This window comes from Planktothrix sp. FACHB-1365 (assembly GCF_014697575.1).
GTDB lineage: Bacteria > Cyanobacteriota > Cyanobacteriia > Cyanobacteriales > Microcoleaceae > Planktothrix.
In genome coordinates, this window is record NZ_JACJSC010000014.1 from 58938 (window position 1) to 78861 (window position 19924).

General features: G+C 41.9%; 12 protein-coding genes. 7 read left to right on the forward strand and 5 right to left on the reverse strand.

Annotated features, from left to right (window positions below; genetic code table 11):
* Nucleotides 1-17 precede the first annotated feature (17 nt).
* Together H6G57_RS16210 and H6G57_RS16215 are read right to left on the reverse strand one after the other, a co-directional pair.
* Nucleotides 18-2777, reverse strand: a complete 2760-nt coding sequence (locus H6G57_RS16210) for a zinc-dependent metalloprotease (RefSeq protein WP_190520297.1) — start codon at nucleotides 2775-2777, stop codon at nucleotides 18-20.
* Between the two features lie 88 nt (nucleotides 2778-2865).
* Nucleotides 2866-6510, reverse strand: a complete 3645-nt coding sequence (locus tag H6G57_RS16215; protein ID WP_190520299.1) for a hypothetical protein — start codon at nucleotides 6508-6510, stop codon at nucleotides 2866-2868.
* A 108-nt stretch (nucleotides 6511-6618) separates the two neighbouring features.
* Here H6G57_RS16215 and H6G57_RS16220 point away from each other — a divergent pair, with 108 nt between their 5' ends.
* Nucleotides 6619-6810: a hypothetical protein gene (locus tag H6G57_RS16220; protein WP_190520301.1), complete on the forward strand. Its 192-nt coding sequence runs from the start codon at nucleotides 6619-6621 to the stop codon at nucleotides 6808-6810.
* A gap of 189 nt (nucleotides 6811-6999) precedes the next feature.
* On the forward strand, nucleotides 7000-10104 hold the full coding sequence (ppc, locus tag H6G57_RS16225; RefSeq protein WP_190520303.1) for a phosphoenolpyruvate carboxylase: 3105 nt from the start codon (nucleotides 7000-7002) through the stop codon (nucleotides 10102-10104).
* A gap of 125 nt (nucleotides 10105-10229) precedes the next feature.
* On the opposite strand, the gene cysH is transcribed toward ppc, so the two are convergent.
* Nucleotides 10230-11114 carry a phosphoadenosine phosphosulfate reductase gene (gene cysH / locus H6G57_RS16230; protein WP_190520305.1) on the reverse strand — a complete coding sequence of 295 codons (885 nt, stop codon included), beginning with the start codon at nucleotides 11112-11114 and terminating at the stop codon, nucleotides 10230-10232.
* Between the two features lie 376 nt (nucleotides 11115-11490).
* The gene (locus tag H6G57_RS16235) at nucleotides 11491-11859 is read right to left on the reverse strand and encodes a rhodanese-like domain-containing protein (RefSeq protein WP_072717591.1); all 369 of its coding nucleotides are present in this window, start codon (nucleotides 11857-11859) and stop codon (nucleotides 11491-11493) included.
* A gap of 209 nt (nucleotides 11860-12068) precedes the next feature.
* On the opposite strand from H6G57_RS16235, the gene H6G57_RS16240 reads away from it, so the two are divergent.
* The 5 genes from H6G57_RS16240 to H6G57_RS16260 all read left to right on the forward strand — a co-directional run bounded on the left by H6G57_RS16240 (nucleotide 12069) and on the right by H6G57_RS16260 (nucleotide 19163).
* Complete coding sequence (locus H6G57_RS16240; protein ID WP_190520308.1) at nucleotides 12069-13223, forward strand: DegT/DnrJ/EryC1/StrS aminotransferase family protein; 1155 nt, start codon at nucleotides 12069-12071, stop codon at nucleotides 13221-13223.
* A 240-nt stretch (nucleotides 13224-13463) separates the two neighbouring features.
* The gene (crtB, locus tag H6G57_RS16245) at nucleotides 13464-14327 is read left to right on the forward strand and encodes a cyanoexosortase B (protein WP_190520310.1); all 864 of its coding nucleotides are present in this window, start codon (nucleotides 13464-13466) and stop codon (nucleotides 14325-14327) included.
* Between the two features lie 153 nt (nucleotides 14328-14480).
* On the forward strand, nucleotides 14481-15212 hold the full coding sequence (locus tag H6G57_RS16250) for a cyanoexosortase B system-associated protein (RefSeq protein WP_190520312.1): 732 nt from the start codon (nucleotides 14481-14483) through the stop codon (nucleotides 15210-15212).
* 95 nt (nucleotides 15213-15307) lie between these two features.
* Entirely contained in the window at nucleotides 15308-16879 is a 1572-nt protein-coding gene (locus H6G57_RS16255; protein ID WP_242048995.1) for a polysaccharide biosynthesis/export family protein, read from the forward strand.
* 88 nt (nucleotides 16880-16967) lie between these two features.
* The gene (locus H6G57_RS16260) at nucleotides 16968-19163 is read left to right on the forward strand and encodes an AAA family ATPase (protein WP_190520316.1); all 2196 of its coding nucleotides are present in this window, start codon (nucleotides 16968-16970) and stop codon (nucleotides 19161-19163) included.
* 88 nt (nucleotides 19164-19251) lie between these two features.
* Here the strand turns inward: H6G57_RS16260 and H6G57_RS16265 are convergent, their stop codons facing one another.
* Nucleotides 19252-19698: a hypothetical protein gene (locus H6G57_RS16265; RefSeq protein ID WP_190520319.1), complete on the reverse strand. Its 447-nt coding sequence runs from the start codon at nucleotides 19696-19698 to the stop codon at nucleotides 19252-19254.
* Between the last annotated feature and the right edge of the window lie 226 nt (nucleotides 19699-19924).

A 19924-nucleotide genomic window follows, 5' to 3' on the forward strand; every position in this document is an offset into this window, starting at 1 on the left:
CTTTTTTCTGGGTAATGTTAATTTGATTGTACTTCAGCTTCTAATATTTTTTGAATCCGATCATGAGTTTGTTCTAAATGTGCTAAGGTATAAGCATTCATTTTATCCTTTTGCCGCTTTAATGTTGTTTCTAACTGTTGATTTAACTGTTTAAGTTGATACCAAGCCAAGGTTTCTGCATCTTCAGGAACATTGATTTTTCGTAACACCATCTCACTCAAAATTTCCAGATGCTCCCGTTGTAAAGAACGCCGAATACTCGAAATCTCAATATTGCCATTATTCGCTAAAATTTCTGACCAAATTCCATTTTGAACCGTTTCAAATAATTCGGGTAAACTTAACGCATTATTGGCTGTTGTTTTTAATTCTAAATCTCGGAGCCGAAATAGCCGAGTTGAAGCAAACAATTCTCGTAAAATATAACGCTGAAACCAACTAATTCGGCGAGTAATCGGATAATCTAAATAACTATTTTGATCAGGATTTGCCCAATCTGACCAACGGGCAGGTGCTAACTGATTTAAGAGATTGGGAGAAAACTTAAAGATTTTATCGGTAAAAACATAGGTTTGCAAAAGTTTTAAAGCATCCCGTTGTTTTTCAATTGAAATGGGTTCAAAAGGTAAACGATGATATCCTTCTCCTGCTCTGGTTCGATTAAAGGATTGTCCCCCAATATAAAGGGTTAAATTAATCGCTTGATTGGAATAATAGTCAAAAATTGTATCGAACATTTTCCGCATTTTATCATAACCTTCTCCATCACGAGGGGTATAGTTTTCTAAACGTTTCCACATCTCAACGGAATTATCTAATTGCCATTGAGAATATTTCAACATATCATTACTTAAATCTCTGGTATTGGTGGCGGGGTCAAGAAAAACCCCCCAGAAATCTTCATCAGTTGCATAGGCTAATTCCCGTTGAGTTGCACGTTTAGCAATGTCTTGTAGCTCTTGCCATTCTCCTTCCGGTGTTGTGCTGCTAATAGGTTTATAACCATATTCAATTGCCCATTGATCATAAGGCCCAATTTGGGTGGGAAAATAATCTCCCTGTGGTGTTCCTTGAGGCGCTAAATTGACTGGAATATAATCCATAACAGAACTAACTAATCCTTTCGTTTGAGTAATTTCAGGATTATTTAATTCCTCTGGAGATAGGAGGGTACTGCCTTGAAAATTATGTCTTAATCCTAACGTATGTCCGACTTCATGGGAGATTAAAAGACGTAAATATTGTTGAATATAAGCTTCCATTTGAGGGCTATTAGGCATAATGTTTTCTAACAGGGATAAAGCTGTTGTACCAATTAGTAATTGTTCATTGGAAGCACTGCGAAAACAAAATTCTTCGGAAATATTAGCAGGAGATTGATTATTTTTTTCAGCTTGAGATTTCTTTGCCATTGAATAAGCATATAATCCAATTGGGCAAGGTTGATTAGCGGTTGTCACTGATGAATTATTATCCCCATCTCCCTCAAACATCAGGGCAGAAGTTGAACCTAAAAACACAGACACAGCCCCCTCTTGTAAACTTCTAAGGGCACTGCTTTCGATAATAATATCTGCATCTAAAATTTCCCCCGTAAACGGGTTAGTATGGGAGGGGCCATAACCATTAAAGGAAGACTTAAAGGAGGTAGACCAACGAATCGTATTATAACGCACATCTGCGGGATTCCAGGAAGCATTATCAGGCATTTGTTCGACTTGAATCGCATTGATAAATCCGGCTTGTTCAAAGGCTTTATTCCAAAATAAAATACCCTCTCGAATTCCCTCTCGATATTCTAAAGGAACCGTATTTTCTATCCAAAAAGTAATGGGTTTAATCGGAGGAGAAAGATCCGCAGTTGGGTCTTGTTTTTGTAAATTCCAGCGATTAATATAACGAACAATCGAAGATCTATCGGTGCGCCCCGATAAATCTTTATAGGTTGTTGTAAAATATCCCACTCGTTCATCTGCTAACCGAGGACGATAACTATTATTAACAGGAACAGCTAACAAACTATAGCGGACTTTTAAATTAAAGGTACGATTATCGGGTAAAGAAGGAATTGATTGTACAGTCCCATATTGCCCCATAGAAAATCCAAATATAGACTCGATTTCCAGATTTTCAGGAAAAGATTGGATTTGAGAAATATAGGACTTACTGGGATCAATCGAATACTGATTCTTTAAAAAATCTGAAAATTCAATCATTAATCCAGGTAAATCACTTTGACTATTGAATAAATCACTAATTTCTATTAATATTGTTTTTCGTTCAGGATGAATACTTAAAATGGGTAGAGTTTGTAAAACCGACTCACTAAAAGAACGATTGATTGAACGAGTTTGCGGGTCATTTTCTTCAGTCCTAAAATTAATATTAGGAACAACAATTTGAATTTTATTCTGTACAGACCGGAATTGAAACAAGAGATCTCTAAGATGGGTTCCACTGACAATTCCTTCTTCTCCAATCCCCGATTCTAAGGTCGCAAAAGATAGAAAATTTTGATTCAACTGTTCAGGTTTTAATTCAATATAAACTTTACCCGATTCTTTATTCTGATAAATTGTAAATAACCCCTCTAATTTTTCGCTTCCTTGAATCACTTGCTCAAAGGGTTGTTGGGGCACTTGTTGAGCCATTAAATAGTCTTTGAAATCCGAAAGAGAAACCTCTTGAGCATTAACTTGAGATAATCCTACTGTTATCATTAAAAATGACATCAAGCCCAACAAAACAAAGCGTTTTGCTTTTCTAAATTTGGTCATTATCCGCACTATCCCTTTTGGCAATCTGGTTTTCATCTTCTTTAACCCTATACAGTTATCAGTAGGGGCGGGGTTCCCCCGCCCGTACTCAGTTATCAGTTAATAGAGGTGAATTGGGGTTACAAATTAAAGACTGATAACTGATTACTTGTACAGACGTTCCATGTAGAGACGCGCCATGGCGCGTCTCTACTGGTTTCGGCCAAGAAATTTGATCAAGTTCAACTAATTTTTGAGAAACAGCAACTGCACCATATTGATTTAAGTGACTGGGATCAGAAAAATAGTGATAAGTTTGTAACCATTCTCTGGATAAATCAATAAAAGTTAGTCCTGTTTCTGCACTGATGGATTTCATCAGATCTTGGAATTTTTCCTCATAAGCTGTGCGAATCGGATCAAGATAATCCTGTGTCAGTGGCATATTAACAAACACAATATCCGAGTTTTTGGATTGCACATATTCAATCAGATTTTTTAAGGCAGTGGTTTGTTTTCCCTCTAATTCAAACCCTTGATAATCTCCATCATAATAGCCTGAAACTTGAGAATGAGCTTGATAATAAACTTCAGGACTAAATTGAATGGATAGCGGTAAAAATCCATTGGCTTGAAACTCTGAGGTTTCTATGTCTTGAGCATTTGAAGGTTCCGCTTCATCAACCGGGGATTTAACCTGCGGTTGAAAGGCTTGTCCCTTAATTACAGACTGTAACAGAAATTTTAGGCGATCGCGTTGTAGATATGTTTTTGAACTTCCACTAAACTGTTGACTTAAACTCGTTTGAAACTGGTCAAAACTTAATTCTCCTTGACGAATTTTTTGAGCGAAATCCCCTAAATTATATTGCCCATTCCAACTAAAATCTTTTTCCTCCTCAGCTTGAGACTGGATCTGAAACGTTCCTTGAGCAATTTGTTCATAGCCTTCTGAAGTTGAGATCGTTTCATACGTCCGATCCACTCGACCACTATTAAGGGCACGAACCCCATCGGCTAGGATAATCAACCTCGGCAATTGTTCAGGAGGCAAAATCTGACGAACAATCAAATCAACGACCTGTAAGGTAGCACCATTCACCCCAAAGTTATAAACTTTTAACTCTCCATAACCTTGTGATCGTAACTCTTGTTCTAAAACCCCCGGATCAATGCCCCGTAATGCTCTGGAACTTCCAATTACTAGAATATCAGGCGGTCGTTTTTCCGTCAAAATAAAATGTTGATATCGCGCTAATTGCTCATCTAATTGGGGGCTTTTAAACGTTGGATAAAGAAATTGCGCTAACTGACACGCTTCTAACCCTAATTTTTGATCAGATAAACTACACTTTTTTGTTTTTAAGGTCGATGAAATAAAATCACTGGCATTAAATACACCATTTTCTTTGGAATTATTCTGATTTCGAGGAAGATTGGAGGCAATAACAACTTCTGGTGTTTTTTCCGCTAAATTACTTTGATTAGAAACGGTTATTCCACTGTTGCTCCCCTCATTGACCGGAATTTGTGCTAATCCTTCTCCTAATATTCCATCCAGTTGTACCACTAACAACCCTCCCAAGGTTCCCCAAACTAAGGCTAAGGCAATTTTTTGATATCGGCGGGTTCTGAGATCTTGCAGAGAAACCATCATCGCTTCCCGTGGCACGAACATACGGGTCGCTACTAACCCTTGGCCTATAATTTCTCGCCAATTGGCATAGATCGGGTTTTGGGGTTTGGGAGTATCTGTCTCAAGGGTATGGAGGTTTAAATCAGGACGCAGAACCAAGCTTCCCGGTTGTTGTACCAGGGTTTCAGCTTCGTCTGTCGGGGTGATAAAATCCGGTAAAGCCGCAGGAGTTGTATCCGGTTGAGTGGTTTTCAAATAAACCCCATAGCGCCATAAGGGCAGTTTCTGTCCCGAACGACGACCATAAATTCGGACTCCCGCAATGCCACTAATGCGATGGGTGCGTAAAAATTGAGCAATCACCGGAGCAATCTGGGACTGAGACGGACAGGTAGCGGCTTCCGTCATCACGTGGAGTAATTCTCCTTTTTGTAATAACAGGACGCGAATTCCTCCGGTCGCCAGTTTTAACTCTAAATCAGGATTAATTAAACGAGTCAGAATGAAGCGTAAGGCGGACAGATTGCCCTGTTCAGCTAAGGTTAAAGTCGTTGGTTGTAAGTCCGAATGGTGGGCACCGGGTAAATTAAGCCAATCAATCCAGATGGGAGTCCCCGGTTTAGGGTGGGTTGCAGTGGTTTCTAAACCATAGACCGTTGCCGCACAAATCCCTTGGGGTGCTAATAGATCTAATAGGGGGGCTACGATCTCCATGACCGTTTGTTTATCAGGAACTTGACGTTTGCGGGTTTTGGTTGTGCAGTGACAGAATAAATGGAGTGTTGATTCTTTTAAGGTGGTTCTGACTTCTATTTCAAACTGACTAAATGTATCATTAAGCAAACGAGAGATCGCTTGTTCATCTCCCCAACGTCCCCACTGTTTGAGAATTTTGTCCGGTGGGGTTAAGTCAATTCGTAACATCCAGTCGGGAGTTGATTCCCCCTGGACTTGCAACAAAATACACGCATCCCGAAATCCTTCTAGGTGTAACTGTCGTAACCGTTGAGCAATGGGTTGAGCCAGTAAGGACGGATCAGGACTATAAGCCGATTCACACAACACCCACAGCCGTCTCGCCGATGTTGTTGTTTCCTCTAGGTCTTGTTGTTTATCGGTTTTTTTGACCTTAGCCGCTCTTTCCCGAATCGTAACCTTGACCCCAACTCCCAACCCGCCTAAAATCTCGCTGAGATAACTAGCGATCGCATCAGGATAACCCTGTCGTGCCAAACTTTCCGTCGAAACTTCAATCCCACTTGATTGCTGATTGTTGACGGCTTCGGACTGAGCTTGCGATCCCCTGAGCTTGTCGAAGGGAGCTTGCGATGGTGTTGACGATTCGTGATTAACAGAGGACTCAGACGTTAATAAATTTCCCCCCCTCTCCTCTTCTCCTCCTGTCCCCTTGTCCCCTTGTCCCCTTGTCTCCCCAACTCCCCCAACTCCCCCAACTCCCCCAACTCCCCCAACTCCCCCAACTCCCCCAACTTCCAACTCCCCAGATATTGCACTGAAGGCAAGACCATCATCTGCAAGTAAGGAAAAAGGTAAAGTTTCTGGTTCAGTCGGATATTGCTCACAGGGTTGAATTTCTAAATCGGGTTCCGGTATTGGTTCAGGTTCGGGTTCCGGTTCCGGTTGAGGAAAGGGTTGAATCGTTGAAGGGGGCAGTGTTTCCTCTAGTTTAGGGCGTCTGAAAAAGCGGGTAATTTTTTCTAAGGGGTTGTGTCCCGGCTCAGGAACAGGCTGTGGACGTTCTTCTACAGGGACGCTTTCACCCAAATTGCCAGACGCCTGAAATTGTAATTCTGTGTATTCGAGTTTAACGGTCCAATCCGGTCGTTTGGCACCAATACTCCGCCCCGATAAAAAGATTTTATAGATGGGTTGATTGGGGGGAAGTAAAGCCGTTAACTTAGTGTGGGTTAAAGTTTGTGAAAGGTGAGATGTTACAATTTTTTCATCAGGACTAACAACAGATTCACACAAAATATGTAAATGATTGCCCCGCAAACGGATTTGAACCTGCACATCCGCAAGTCCAATCGCTTGTTCTGCCCATTGGGTTAAAGCTAAACCCTCCACCGTTGAAACGGTTTTGTTGACTTTCAACACGACTCCCTGCCCTTGCCAAACCGTCTTGTTTCGACTACAATTTTGACATAATTCGCCAAAGGTTTGGAATCAAGATACACCAAGCAACCCCCCCAAACAGATCAACCCATGCCTAAAAGTGCGTCCAGCATTACTGTTCCTCAAAACTGGTTATTAAGTTTAGCCACAACCCCCCTATTAATCACGGTATTAGGAACAAAAGCTCTCCATGAGATGCTACTCAATCTCAGTTCTAATAGTGAAGAAATTTTCCGAGGCACTCGCCTTCCTGTTCTCCATTTTCCCCCATCAGAGGAATAAACCCCCCAACGGTCGAGGAAAGAGAAATCCTGTACTTCTGGCTCCCTACTCTATACTTAGCCCTCAACCCCCCGTTGTGATTAAATTTAGCTTAAAGGGTTATGGATTTGACTGCAATGTTCCGTGTTTTGGGAGAAATTAAGCCATACAATAAATTGGATATTCTTGCCACACACCAAACAGACCATTATGAGTTCACTGCTCCAATCCTCCGAACAGGTTCCAAACACGGTCGTTTCATCAAACCCACCTACTACCACGTCGGATTTGTTTTTGCGGAATCGTCTTAAAATTATCGAAGATGTCTGGGAGTCCGTTCTCCGCCAAGAATGCGGTCAACAACTGGTAGACCTACTCCATCAGTTAGCATCCATGACTTCACCCGAAGGACAAGCCGCAGAGTTTCAAGGCTCAGACGTCCTGAAATTAATTGAACAGCTTGATATTAACCAAGCCATTCGCGCAGCGCGAGGGTTTGCATTATATTTTCAACTGATCAACATTGTTGAGCAACATTATGAACAACGGGAACAACAACTAGCTTATTCCCAGGGAAAAGGTAAAGGAAAACTAGCGATTTCCCCGGTTAAATCAATGTCTACTTTTGAATCTCGGAATCAACGGTTTTCCGATGAAGAAGAAAGTCCAATTCCCGGAGCTAATGTCACCAACTACACCGAACAAGATCGGGAGTTAGCAACATTCCATTCTCTGTTTCCCATGCTGCGACAGTTGAATGTTCCCGCTCAAAAAATCCAACGGTTATTAGATCAACTTGATGTTCGTATGGTGTTTACGGCGCACCCGACGGAAATTGTTCGCCATACCATCCGCACCAAACAGCGTCGGATTGCCACTATTTTAGAACAATTAGATCAAGTTGATGAAAGCTTTGACGGATTAAGAAATGAAGAATTAGGAGAATCTTCCATTTTCTCGGAATGGACAGAAGAACTCCATGAAAAATTAACCGAAGAAATTCGGTTATGGTGGCGAACAGATGAACTTCATCAATTTAAACCAACGGTTCTCGATGAAGTAGACTATTCCCTACACTATTTCCAGGAAGTTATATTTGATATCATTCCTCAACTCTATAAGCGTTTAAAACACGCTCTGCACGTTTCTTTCCCCTATCTGAAATTACCTAAATATGACTTCTGTAAATTTGGGTCATGGGTGGGTGCAGACCGAGATGGAAACCCATCGGTAACACCGGAAGTCACCTGGAAAACAGCTTGTTATCAACGTCATGTTGTCCTAGAAAAATATATTGAAGCCGTTAAACGCCTCAGTCGGGTACTCAGTTTATCGTTACATTGGAGTGATGTTCTTCCTGAATTATTGGAATCTTTAGATCGAGATCAAGGTCAATTACCCGACATCTATGATCAAACGGCAATTCGCTATCGTCAAGAACCCTATCGTTTAAAACTATCTTATGTTCAAAAACGATTAGAAAATACTCGCGATCGCAATTGGCAAATGTACAACAATGCTGAGTTGTCTCGCATTCGAGAACGTTTAATTCCTGACCATGAAGCTAGTAAATTGTACCGCTCCGATGAAGATTTCTTAGGGGAATTAAAACTGATTCAACGCAACTTGGAAGAAACGGGGATGACCTGTCAAGAATTAGAAAATCTCATCTGTCAGGTGGAGGTTTTTGGATTTAGTTTAGCGCGGCTGGATATGCGTCAGGAATCTTCTGTGCATTCCGGTGCCCTCAACGAAATTATTAGTTATCTGCAACTGTTACCCCAATCTTACAACGATCTTTGCGAAGCAGAACGATGTCATTGGTTAGCCTCTGAACTCCAAACTCGCCGCCCTTTAATTCCGGCGGAATTACCCTTTTCTGAAAAAACCTGCGAAACTATCAACACCTTTAGAGTCATGCGGGAGTTACAGCAGGAGTTTGGGCCCCAAATTTGCCAAACCTATATTATTAGTATGAGCAATGAAGCCAGTGATTTACTGGAAGTGTTGCTATTAGCAAAAGAAGCGGGACTGTATGACCCGGCGACGGGGATAGGAAATGTGATGGTGGTGCCCTTGTTTGAAACGGTAGAAGACCTCAAACGCGCCCCCCGTGTAATGACAACGTTGTTTGAGTTACCGTTATATCGGGCGATGTTAGGGGGAGGTTATGAAAAATATCAACTGGTGCAGAATGATCCTGACCAATCTTTACAAGAGATTATGTTAGGCTATTCCGATAGTAATAAAGACTCAGGTTTTTTAAGTAGTAACTGGGAAATTCATAAAGCCCAAAAAGCCTTACAAAAGGTTTCTGAATCTTATAAAGTCGGTCTTCGCATCTTTCACGGACGGGGGGGCTCTGTCGGTCGAGGCGGTGGCCCAGCTTATAAAGCGGTTTTAGCCCAACCGGGTAAAAGTATTAACGGGCGGATTAAAATTACCGAACAGGGGGAAGTTCTCGCGTCCAAATATTCCCTCTCTCAGTTGGCTTTATTTAATTTGGAAAGTGTGACAACGGCGGCAATTCAAGCTAGTTTACTCCATAACGGCTTTGATGAAATTGATCCTTGGAATCAAATTATGGAAGAGTTGGCAACCCGCTCTCGCAGCCACTATCGGGGGTTAATTTATGAACAACCTGATTTAGTGGAATTTTTTCATCAAGTCACCCCCATTCAAGAAATTAGCCAACTACAAATTAGTTCCCGTCCCGCCCGTCGCAGTGGCGATAAAAAGAAAGATATTTCGGGTTTACGGGCTATTCCTTGGGTGTTTAGTTGGACACAAAGCCGCTTTTTATTACCCTCTTGGTATGGGGTGGGAACGGCTTTACAGGAATTTATTCACGAAGAACCCCAAGAAAATCTTAAACTGTTGCGGTATTTCTATGTGAAATGGCCGTTTTTTAAAGTGATGATTTCTAAAGTGGAAATGACCTTAGCCAAGGTTGACATCGAAATTGCCCATCACTATGTTCGGGAGTTAAGTCATGCTGAAGATAAAGAACGGTTTGAAGTGTTATTCCAACAAATTGCAGAGGAATACCATCTGACAACGCAATTAGTTCAACAAATTACAGGACACCAACGACTTTTAGATGATGATCCCGTCTTACAACGTTCCGTTCAGTTACGCAATGCCACCATTATACCGTTAGGTTTATTGCAAGTAGCCTTATTAAAACGGTTACGTCAACATGGAAAATCCGTCGCTTCTGGTGTCGTTCATTCCCGTTATAGCAAAGGAGAATTACTCCGAGGAGCACTATTAACCATTAACGGAATTGCGGCGGGAATGCGAAATACAGGCTGATCTTTTCAGTTATCAGTTATCAGTTATCAGTTATCAGTAGAGAGTCTATCTTTAATCCAAAAAGAAGAAGAGTAAAAAAATCCCCCGGAATTGATGCTGGGGGATTAAGGAAAAAAGAATGGATATTATAAGAAACTGGAATCCAAACTTTTTGCTTCTTCTTCGGTTTGGGGTAAATGTAAACCACATTCTTGTTTCAAACCTCGGAAACGAGTATCCCGTTCATTTTCATCCGTTGCCATTAACGGACGACTGGAATGCCAATCTCCAACGGTGGTATATCCGAGATCAAAATAGGGATGGTAAGGTAAATTGTAGGTAGTTAAATATTGATAAATATCCCTAGAATTCCAAGACAGAATCGGATGGACTTTGTAACGTCCCGATTGTTTAGCTACTCGATTTAAGGTTTTCCGATGACTGGTTTGATCTGCCCGTAATCCGGCTAACCAAGCCGTTGCTTTTAATTCCTTTAAAGCTCGTTGCATCGGTTCAACTTTACGAATTTTATCGTAATAATTTAAGGCTTCAACATCATTTTTTTCCCATAATCTGCCCTGTAAGGCTTCCATTCGGGCTGGACTGATGGGAGATTGATAAACTTTTAAATTCAGGTTGAGGCGTTGTGTTAACTCTTCAGCAAAAATATAAGTTTCTGTCGGTAAATAACCGGTATCAACCCAAATAATCGGAATATTTGGAACAACACGAGTCACCAGATGCAGCATCACAGCCGCTTGAATTCCAAAACTGGTACTCATGACCAAACCCTCCCCAAAGGCTTCGGCCGCCCACGTGACAATCGTAAGGGCATCCGCATCAGCCAATTGCTGATTTACGGCATCTAAATCGAGTTCGAGTGGTTGAATGACTTGAACTGCCTTATAGTCTGAGGATTGATCCCGATGATCACGCTGCTGTTGGGAAGGGGTGTGACCGTTGGCAACGGAAGAAGAAATAGAGCTAAGATTCCCGTTACCATTGGGATCGATCAGATTCAATTGCGGCATAGTTTTCCTAGTTTCCCTTGTTATCGATATTGACTGTAACCGAGGAAGGGCCTTGGGGGTTGGCTTAACACCGGACGAACTGGGTTAGTCGCTTTCTAACCCCTTGCAACACAACTTAAGCTAACCAGACCCTTATAGTTCCGATTTTGTGGGTTCTATGCTAGATTTTACCACAACAACTCAGCCTAAAGTTTTGCCCTCTGGGAGCGACATCTCTCCAATAATACCCCGCAGTTAAAAATTTAAAGATTTAAACAATCAGAAAATAAATAAATAAAGATATAATTATTGTTAGCTTAAATCAATTTGTTGTTGGGCTTTAGTCCCCATATTTAGAGGATTAAAGCCCAGCAATAAACTGATTTTTTCAGGATTATTAAACAACGGCACTAATCGCTTCTACCGGATAACCAACAGCTTGCCATGCTGCTAAACCTCCGATGATCTCAGCTACTTTTTTAAATCCAACTTCACGCAGTTTCGTAGCTGCTTCAGCCGTTTGTTCATCGCTTTCACCGTAAATGTAAATATCACGATTTAGTTCTAAATGTGATAAAATCTGTTCAGCAAGATTCTCAAAGGGCGTATGAATTGCACCTTGAATATGGCAATGATTGAAGCTATTTAAGTCGCGGACATCAATAATCGTTAAAGCGGGTTCACCCCAATCCAGACGGGTTTTGAGGTCATAAACGCGAGATTTTGCTGTTAAGGGAGGAGGTGTTGGAATGAATCGAGAAAACATAATTAAATATCCGTTAGATTTGCTGACAAGAGACATCGAATGTAACAGATTATTGCTTATTTAATTAAGTTTTGTTACCATCCTCTTGACAGATTTATTAAGATCACTTTTTATTCCTTCTGATTCTGGGATCACTGATCACTGATTACAGTCAACAGCCAATAGCCTAAGTTATGCTGGTGTTGCCCATGTATGCTCATAGTTGATGTATGACTAGCACCCTAACTTCTGTTCCCTTTGTGGATTTGAGTTTTATTCACGATCCCTTGAAACCTGAAATTCAAGCGGCGATCCAGGCTGTAATAGATAAGGGGGACTTTGTTTTAGGTCACGATGTGGCAGAATTTGAAATTGCTTTTGCTCAGGCTTGTGGGGTTCAGTATGGGGTGGGAGTCGCCTGTGGAACAGATGCGATCGCCCTGGGTTTACAAGCCTGTGGAATTCAACCGGGGGATGAAGTTCTAGTTCCGGCCAATACCTTTATTGCCACATTGATAGGAGTCTTACACGCAGGGGCCACTCCCATATTAGTCGATTGTGAACCCCATACGGCCTTAATTGATCTCAATCAAGCCGATAAATTTGTGACTTCAAAAACTAAGGCAATTATTCCAGTTCATCTCTATGGTCAGATGGTTTCTCCCCATCAACTCTTTGCCTTTGCCGCATCCCATAATTTAATTATTTTTGAAGATGCAGCCCAAGCCCATTTAGCAGAGCGGGAAAGTTATTGTGCGGGAAGTGTGGGGTTGGCGGCTGCTTTTAGTTTTTATCCGAGTAAAAATTTAGGGGGGTTTGGGGATGGCGGAATAGTGGTGACGCAAAATGAAACCGTTGCTCGAAATCTGCGGAGTTTACGGAATTATGGGGCTCCGCAAAAATATCTCCATACTGAACGAGGAACGAATAGCCGTCTTGATACGATACAAGCTGCGATTTTAAAAGTCAAGTTACCCCATTTAAATGGTTGGAATCGCGATCGCAATTTTGCTGCGGAAAAATATGATGCGTCTCTTTTGTTACTACGAGAAAAAGGGATTATTCCGATTGAAAATCAAGGTGCAGATGGTCATGTTTATCATCTTTATGTGATTCGCGTAACGGAAGATTGTGCCATTAATCGCGATACTCTGCAAAACAAACTGACTGAACAAGGAATACAAGTTGGCATCCATTATCCCATTCCTTGCCATCTCCAACCCGCTTATCAAAATTTAGGCTACAAGGAAGGAGATTTCCCCCAAACTGAAAAACTGAGTCAACAAATTTTATCTTTACCGATGTATCCAGGGTTAACCACAAACCAAATTAATCACGTGCTCACAGTAATCAGTGATCAGTTATCAGTAATCAGTTATCAGTGAAGAGTTAGCAGTTAATCGTTTATAGTTCATTGTCAATGATTTTTGACTGAAAACTATAAGCCATAAACTCTAGGTTAAAAACTGTTAACTGGTACAGACGCGCCAATAGCCTTACGGCAATAGCCTTACGGCATGAACCGGCTTCGCCCAGGCGCGTCTCTACACTGATGACTGATGACTGATGACTGATGACTGATCACTGTCAACTGATAACTGTTAACTGATAACTGATAACTGATTATGCACTTCAACCGTAAACTGACTATCGCTATTGAACAATCTCTGTTAGATTGGGTTATTGTTGTTTTGATGGTGTTGTTGTATGCACCGCTTTTAATTCATTGGTATGATGGCTGGCTTAATAAGAATATTGGGATTGAGCATGAATATTTTAGTCATGGTTTAATTGGTTTGCCCTTTGCCGCTTATATTGTATGGACAAAACGGCATCAGTGGAAAAAGTTACCGAATACTAGCCATCCTTTAGGAATGATGCTCATCTTGCTGGCCAGTCTTTTTTATGGGAGTGGTTTAGCGGATTTAGTTAATCTTTCCTTTCCTTTGATGTTAGCAGGACTTTGCCTGCAATTTAAAGGAATACCGGGTTTAAAATTACAGGGAATTGCATTAGTTTTTGTGTTGTTAGCAACGCCTAGTCATTTACCTTTTTTAATCGAACCTTTAGCTTTACCTTTGCAGAAGTTTATTGCTCATGTTGCTGGTTTTATTCTCACGCAGTTTAATTTAGATGTGAGGGTGGAACAGATTTATCTGTTTGTTAATGGTCAAGTTGTGGAGGTTGCTCCCCATTGTGCGGGGTTAAAGATGTTGTTTACTAGCCTTTATGTGGGGTTAATGTTACTGTATTGGACGGGACTTTTAGCATCCAGAAATCTCAGTATTTTTTTCTTATTGAGTGCAGCTTTAATTAGCGTTATTGCTAATATTATTCGGAATACTTTGTTAACCCTATTTCATGGAACGTCCCAAGATGGGTTATTCTCCTGGCTCCATGAGGGGTGGGGTGGAGATTTATATTCAGCCTGTATGCTGGGTTTATTAGTAGTATTAATTAATCGGTTATCGGTGTTCAGTGATCAGTGATCAGTTACCAGTTATCAGTGCAAGAATTGGCTAATTCCTTAACTGTTAGCTATTAATTCTTAACTCTTAGTTCTTAACTGATGACTGATAACTGATAACTGATAACTGATAACTGATAACTGATAACTGATAACTGATAACTGATAACTGATTATGCGACTATCGAAAGTTCTGATTGTGATTGTAATGACAGCATTGTTAATTGGCGCGGCACTTCCGGGTTATGTTAACCAGAAATGGTCATGGATTGATATGCCTCAACTCAAAACTTTGCCCCAACTGCAAACCATTAGAAAAGAAGGTTTGGCTCTTTCAGGATGGCAAACGGTTAAAATTGAGTCGATCCAAATTGGAAATCAACGGTGGTTAAAACAGGAGGTAAAACGGGATGAGCAAACAGCAATTGTGTTGTTATTAACCCAAAATTATTATAAGGATCAACCTCAAGTGGAATGGATGGATTTAACTGGATTTCTAGGGTGGAAAACGGATGGGGAACAACGCGATCGCTTTTCGGTAAAATCCAATTCTGAGGACTTAGATCCCGTTGAAGTTGAGGTCAAATTTTTTAAAGCTTGGACTGCGACTCAAACCTATGCGGTAGCTCAGTGGTACGCTTGGCCTAACGGTGGACATCCAGCGCCGGGTCGTTGGTTTTGGGTAGATCGTTGGGCGCAACTGAGTCAAAATCGAGCCCCCTGGGTAGCCGTTTGTCTTTTGATACCGATTAAACCCCTCGGTAACATCCAAGACGTTTGGCCAGTGGCGACAAGTTTGGGTGAAAGTGTACAAGCTTCTTTTCAGTCATCAGTTATCAGTCATCAGTCATCAGTTAATACCGCACTCCGCACTCCGCACTCCGCACTCCGCACCCCGCACTCTTGACGCACTCTTGACGCACTCCGCATATGAATCACCATAAAACGTCGGCTTCGGTGTTTCTCTCTAGTCTGTACTCCACGAGTTGGGTCATCTCTTTTATGACGTTATTGTGGGGATTTCCAACCCAACAACAAGTTTTAGCCCAAACCGTTACCCTTCCAGAAAAATGCGTACTTCCCCAGGAAATACCCAGCCAACCTTATCCAGGGGGACAACTACGACCGCCAGTTTTTCCCCAGCCTACCTGGCCCCAACTGATCCAACTGTTTGAACAAGCCGGAAATCCAATTTTAGATCGCTCTGGGGCTATTCCACCGCCCATTGATAATAGCTTTTTCAAGCGTTTGAGCGAAAACCGAGGTGTGAATTATCGTCTAGGGCCAGGAGATCAATTGTATATTGATGTGTTTATTAATGGTCAACGGTCTAACGATTTAAGTGTTTCCACCACAACCGTTACCCCGGATGGTGCGATTCTATTGCCTTTAATTGGGGCGATTCGAGTTCAGGATGCTACCCTAGAACAAGTGCAGTCAACTATCGTCAATCGTTTAAATTCCTATGTAAAAAATCCCCAAGTCAATCTTTCCTTATTAACTCAGCGTCCTGTGCGGGTCACTATTACCGGGGAAGTCGCTAGACCGGGGTTTTATCCCTTAACCAGTCCAGAACTCCCGGTTGCTTTAACGACCGCCCAGGGAACAACAACGGCGGCGGATTTGCGGATGGTTAAGATTCGTCGTGCTTTAGCTAACGGTCAGGTTGTGGAAACTGAAGTGGACTTGCTGACCCCGTTGTTATTGGGGGTAAGACCAGCAGACGTGTTACTGGAAGATGGCGATGTGATTATCGTCCCCTCTCAGGAAGTTCGAGCTTATCAAGGGCCAACCCGAAATATATTAGAAACCTATAGTTTAGCCGCAGCCCCAACAGCCGTCAACGTCACTATTGTTGGCGACGTGACTCGACCGGGTTTTTATCAGCTTCCCCCCGGAGGTGGACAACTGGCGACGGCGCTTCAAGCTTCCGGGGGAGCGAGAATTACATCGGATTTACGGTCCGTGTTGATTTGTCGAATAACTGTTGATGGTCGTTTAGTCGAAGATATTGTGGATTTGTATACTCCCATCAAGGAAGCAACCGCCTTACCCAATGTATCCTTACAAAATGGTGATGCGATTATTATCCCCAAACTTAAACCCGATGAGAAGGAAGGTTATGATCAACGTTTGATAGCGACTTCAACTTTAGCCAGCCCTCAAATTCAGGTGAGGATTTTGAGTTATCCGATTAATGCGGTGGGCGCAGTGGTGTTACCTAATGGTAGCAGTTTTATTGATGCCTTGAATTCCGTTCCCTTGAATTTAGCAGATTTGCAGGAGGTTGCTTTAATTCGTTATGATCCCCAAACCGGAAAACCTACAAGACAGCTTTTAAATGGTAAAAATGTATTAGCGGGTGATGCAACGGATAATGTTTTGTTACAAGATAATGATGTGATTGTTGTCAATCGTAACTTAGTGGCTCGGGTGAGTTATGTTTTAAATAATTTCACACAACCTTTCCGCGATATTCTGGGATTTCTTCTATTTTTCCAACAGTTACAATCGGGGGTAGAAAACTTGTTTAGTCCGTCTGGTTCTAGTAGTGGTAGTAGCACAAAAAAATAATCAAGTAGAGACGTGCCTGGGCGAAGCCATGCCGTAAGGCTATTGTAACCCCCTCTACACTGATAATGCGGATACTTGATAACTGATTATGACTTTACCCATTATTAAACGATATTTAATCGCCTTTGAACGTTATAAATTAGCAGGCTTTGCCACCTTTGTTGTGGCGCTAGGAATATCAGGAGCCGCTGCAATGTTAATGGAAACTCCTCCCACTCCTCCTTATAAAGCTACGGGTTTAATGATGGGTCAAAGTAGTCCCGTGATTTTTTCTAAGACGGGTGAAATTATTCAACAACAAGGACAACAATTAACTTCGGAAATGTTGCTTCCCAGGACTGTAGTAGAACCCCTTCTTAAGGAGTTTAATATTTCCCCCAATGACTTGAAAAAAAATTTAGCTATTAAACTAGAGCCAGCCGCTCCAGGAGGGAAAGATGGCGCCGGAAGTCCGATGAAAATTACAGTTTCTTTTCAAGATTATCAGCGAGAACGAGCCGTAAAGTTTGTTAATACCCTGATGGAAAAGATTCACGAACAAAGCCGGATTATTAATACTCAACAATTAAATAGTATTATTACAGCAATTCAAGACCGGTTAAAACCGTCTGAGGCGGAACTCAGAAAAGCAGAAAAAGAGTTAGAAAATTATGATAAGCGTGAAGGCGCTACAATTTTAACCTTAGAAAGTGGCTCTTTACCTGGAGCTATTTTAACCAATGAACAGCAGCAAAAGGATATTAAATTACAATTAGAAGCCTTGAATGCTCAACTTGCTAGTGTAGAATCTCAACTCGGTTTAAACGTTGATCAAGCCTTTGTTTCCCAAGCCTTAGCCGCCGATCCAATTATTGCTCAACTACGGGTTCAATTGTATGAAATTGAATCTCAATTAGCGGTTTTACGCAAAGATTATCGAGATCAACATCCAGTGGTAGCGGACTTGATAAAACGTCAGGAAGCCGCCGAACAACAGTTACAAGAACGGGCGGCTGAAGTGTTAGGAGGAGATGGAATAGCAGCACCTTTGCGACAAGTTGATCAAATTCGTGTTGACTCCTCCCTCGACCCCACCCGTCAACAATTAGCTCAAAATTTGATAGCCCTTAAAACACAAAAAGACACCCTAGAACAACAATTAAAAGCTACTATTAAAACCGGGGAAGATTTAAAGCAAAATTATGCTACAATTCCCAATAAACAAATGGAAAAACAACGGCTAGAACAGCAGGTGGCTTATAAAAAAGCGTTGTATGATCAAATGCAAGCTAAATTAGTAGATGCTCAAGCGGCTGAAGCCGAAACAACCAGTAGTTTAGCGATCGCCAAAGAAGCAGAAGCTCCCGACGTGGAAACCCCCAAAGGGACGAGTATGGCTTTAATTTTAGCAATGGGCGGACTTGGCGGTGTGTTGGGGGGTGCAGTGATTATTTTTGTCCTAGGAATGCTCAGTGGAAAATTCTACACTTGGGAAGAGATTCAGGGAGCATTTAAGGAGCGTGAGGTTCCCCTTTTAGGTGTGGTTCCAACGGTGTTTTTATATTCAGAAGAAGATCGTTTACCGTTACTATTGAAACCTCATTCTGCTTATCTGGAATTTTATGAAAAAATTCGCAGTAACCTACAACAAGTAGGGAATAAATCTCCCAAGGTTATTTTAATTACCAGCGTCGGAAGTTGCGAAGGAAAAACATTAACTGCTTATAATTTAGCGATCGCATCCGCTCGGAGTGGTAAACGCACCTTATTAATTGAAGCCGACTTCCGCTCCGTTTCTAAAAGTTCAAACTCCCTAGGATTAGCCCTTGATCCTCAAAGTTCCGTTGAACCCTTACAATATTATGGAGACTTATATAGTTGTATTCATCTTGTTCCCAATGTCAGTAACTTGTCAGTGATTCCCAGTCCAGGGCCAGTACGTCAACCTTCAACGATTCTCGAATCCAGTGAATTTCGACGGGTTTTGGAAGAAGTGCGCCATCGATTTGATTATGTAGTCATTGATAGTCCTTGTTTTAATAGTAGTAATGACGTTTTAACTTTGGAGCCTTATACCGATGGTATGGTGATAGTCGCTCGTCCTATTTATACAAGTTCGGGGTTGTTGGGGGAAGTGACGGATAAGTTAATGGATACCGAGGATGGGGAAACCAAAAAATATCGTCCGCGACTATTGGGGGCTATTGTCAATGGGGCTGATATTTATATTGACGACTCCGACGAACCCGAACAAACAACCAAAGACGAACCTCCTGTCCGGGCGCTGACCGCGACACGGATATAGGGTGTGCTCTTTGAAGGGTGGAGGGAGACACCCAAGGTTGAATGTCCGGCACGTCTGTACCAGACGTGCCATGGTGCCTCCCTCCACCTTAGCGACGTTGTGTTGGTAGCTGGGGTGGGGTTTGAAGGTTGAGATCAGTATAGGACGGTTGGGTGAGAATTGAAGTGTTATAGGGATTGATCATATCGGGAGTCCGAATAATCGGATCATTGCTGACTTGGCGCAACATAGCTTCCCGATATAGTTGATTCACGAGTCTGGCATCATTGGTCATGACGGTTTCAGGGAAATCATTGATGCCATTAGGCCAAGGGAAACTAATCCCCAAATAAGTAGACATCTGACCCAGCAAGGATTTGTTCTTAAACACATCTCCAGAAGTTCTGGAGGCGGCGCGCATAAAATCTTCCGCAAAGGGTTGATAGGTGGTGGGATAATCATTAAACATGGGTTCTGCTTTCACCGTCGAGGCAAACACCGTTGATGCGATCGCCCCAAAAACAGCATAGCTTAGGGATTTCAATGGTTTAGTCATAATAAAAAAATGGGAAGTTTGGAAACCGCGTCTGTTCAGAGCGCGGAGGAAAAACGACTCAGGAGAATTTATTCTCCGTGAATACTAGATTGGGAACCGACAAAAATTGTTGTATTTGCCGATTCCTGTTTTTTTTGGGATTTCTCCCACTCCTATTTCTAGGGTGAAGTTAGCTGAGTGCTTCGCACACGCTACGCGAACGCCAATGTTATCGGTCGGTAACTAT

Coding starts and splice junctions, on each gene's coding strand:
- H6G57_RS16265 (WP_190520319.1), bottom strand. CDS start 19,698: ATGACTAAACCATTGAAATCCCTAAGCTATGCTGTTTTTGGGGCGATC.
- H6G57_RS16260 (WP_190520316.1), top strand. CDS start 16,968: ATGACTTTACCCATTATTAAACGATATTTAATCGCCTTTGAACGTTAT.
- H6G57_RS16210 (WP_190520297.1), bottom strand. CDS start 2,777: ATGACCAAATTTAGAAAAGCAAAACGCTTTGTTTTGTTGGGCTTGATG.
- ppc (WP_190520303.1), top strand. CDS start 7,000: ATGAGTTCACTGCTCCAATCCTCCGAACAGGTTCCAAACACGGTCGTT.
- H6G57_RS16235 (WP_072717591.1), bottom strand. CDS start 11,859: ATGTTTTCTCGATTCATTCCAACACCTCCTCCCTTAACAGCAAAATCT.
- H6G57_RS16250 (WP_190520312.1), top strand. CDS start 14,481: ATGCGACTATCGAAAGTTCTGATTGTGATTGTAATGACAGCATTGTTA.
- H6G57_RS16220 (WP_190520301.1), top strand. CDS start 6,619: ATGCCTAAAAGTGCGTCCAGCATTACTGTTCCTCAAAACTGGTTATTA.
- H6G57_RS16255 (WP_242048995.1), top strand. CDS start 15,308: ATGACGTTATTGTGGGGATTTCCAACCCAACAACAAGTTTTAGCCCAA.
- H6G57_RS16240 (WP_190520308.1), top strand. CDS start 12,069: ATGACTAGCACCCTAACTTCTGTTCCCTTTGTGGATTTGAGTTTTATT.
- cysH (WP_190520305.1), bottom strand. CDS start 11,114: ATGCCGCAATTGAATCTGATCGATCCCAATGGTAACGGGAATCTTAGC.
- crtB (WP_190520310.1), top strand. CDS start 13,464: ATGCACTTCAACCGTAAACTGACTATCGCTATTGAACAATCTCTGTTA.